This is a genomic window from Phenylobacterium sp., from assembly GCF_004799395.1.
Lineage (GTDB): Bacteria > Pseudomonadota > Alphaproteobacteria > Caulobacterales > Caulobacteraceae > Phenylobacterium.
In genome coordinates, this window is sequence record NZ_SSMZ01000054.1 from 1 (window position 1) to 2,074 (window position 2,074).

At 65.6% G+C, this 2,074-nt stretch carries 1 protein-coding gene and 1 pseudogene; both read right to left on the bottom strand.

What is annotated here, in order from left to right; all coding sequences use genetic code 11:
• Positions 1-196: 196 nt before the first annotated feature.
• On the bottom strand, positions 197-1,756 hold the full coding sequence (gene guaA, locus E8A12_RS03745) for a glutamine-hydrolyzing GMP synthase (RefSeq protein ID WP_293366416.1): 1,560 nt from the start codon (positions 1,754-1,756) through the stop codon (positions 197-199).
• A 9-nt stretch (positions 1,757-1,765) separates the two neighbouring features.
• Positions 1,766-2,074: pseudogene (locus E8A12_RS03750) on the bottom strand (MFS transporter); the annotation flags it as partial.

Here is a 2,074-nt window from a genome sequence, read left to right on the forward strand (position 1 = left end):
GATCAGGAAGCTGCGCCCTTGGCCGGAAAAATACCGTCTGCTTTTCCGACGAAACCGCGCGGTTGCCTGTCTCACGCCCCATGAACCGATAGATGGCGAAAGGTCCCGACCCGGGCGTAGCCCAATTGACTATGCAGACTGAATGATCAACGAGAATTCGTAACTCTTTTATATTATTGCACTTCTAAAGCAACGCTTATTCCCACTCGATCGTCCCTGGCGGCTTGGACGTCACGTCGTAGACGACGCGGTTGATACCCTTGACCTCGTTGATGATGCGGGTGGCGGCGCGGCCCAGAACCTCCCACGGGAATTCGAAGAAGTCGGCGGTCATGCCGTCGGTGGAGGTGACGGCGCGCAGCGCGCAGACATTCTCATAGGTGCGCGCATCGCCCATCACGCCCACCGTCTTCACAGGCAGGAGGACGGCGAAGGCCTGCCAGATCGAGTCGTAGAGGCCAGCCTTGCGGATCTCGTCGAGGTAGATGGCGTCGGCCTGTTGCAGCACCGCGACCTTCTCCGACGTGATCTCCCCCGGAATACGGATGGCGAGGCCGGGGCCGGGGAACGGATGGCGGCCGACGAAGGCGGGGTCCAGGCCCAGCTCGACGCCCAGCGCGCGGACCTCGTCCTTGAAGAGCTCCCGCAACGGCTCGACCAGCTTGAGCTTCATATATTCCGGCAGGCCGCCGACGTTGTGGTGGCTCTTGATCACCGCCGATGGTCCGCCGCGCGCCGAGACGCTTTCGATCACATCCGGATAGAGGGTGCCCTGGGCCAAGAAGGCCGCGCCCTCGACCTTGGCAGCCTCGCGGTCAAAGATTTCCACGAACACCCGGCCGATGATCTTGCGCTTGGTCTCGGGGTCGGAAACGCCATCCAGTTCGCCGAGGAATTCCTTCGACGCATCAACGTGTACGAGGGGGATATTATAGTGATCCCGGAACAGGGTCACGACCTGCTCGGCCTCGTTGAGACGCAGGAGGCCGGTATCGACGAAGACGCAGGTCAGCTGCTCGCCGATCGCCTCGTGGATCAGCACCGCCGCCACCGAGGAGTCGACCCCGCCGGAGAGGCCGCAGATCACCCGGCCCTCGCCCACCTGGGCGCGGATCTTGGCCACCATCTCCTGGCGGAACGAGGCCATGGTCCAGTCGCCGCTGAGGCCCGCGATCCTGTGGGTGAAGTTGCGCAGCATCAGCGCCCCGCGTGGCGTGTGCGCCACCTCGGGATGGAACTGGATGCCGTAGAAGCGCCGGCCCTCATCGGCGATCACCGCATAGGGCGATCCTTCCGACGCGGCCACCACCTCGAAGCCCAGCGGGATGGCGGTGATCTTGTCGCCGTGGCTCATCCAGACCGTTTCGCGGTGGCCCGCCTCGCCGAGGCCTTCCAGCAGGGGCGACGGGCGCTCGATCAGAATCTCGGCGCGGCCGAACTCGCGGGCGTGCCCGCCCTCCACGGCGCCGCCCAGCTGCGCGGCCATGGTCATCTCGCCGTAGCAGATGCCGAGCACCGGCACGCCCAGCTCGAACACCTTCTGCGGCGCGGATGGGCTTTCCGCCTCGTGCACGCTCGCTGGCCCGCCGGACAGGATCACCGCTTTCGGCGCGAAGTCGTCGAGCATCGGCTCGACCTTGTCGTAGGGATGGATCTCGCAATAGACGCCGCTCTCGCGCAGGCGCCGGGCGATCAGCTGGGTCACCTGGCTGCCGAAATCGACAATGAGAACGCGTTCGTGAGCGGGCGTTGGCATGGGGCTCCGTTAGCGGGGTTTCTCCAGCACGGCGACGAAAAAGCCGTCCGTGCCGGAAGTGCGGGGCGACAGGCGCAAAAAGCCGTCAGGGGTCAGGTATTGGATGAGCTTGGGGTCCGCCGTCGCGGGCGCTGAGACGAAGCCCGGCATGCGCGCCAGAAAGGCCGCCACGCGGTCCTCGTCCTCCTGCGGCAGCACCGAGCAGGTCACATAGACCATGCGTCCGCCCGGCTTCACATAGGGCGCGCCGGCGTCGAGCACGGCGTCCTGATCGGCCATCCGCTTGTCCAGGGTGTCTGGCGTCAGCCGCCACTTGGC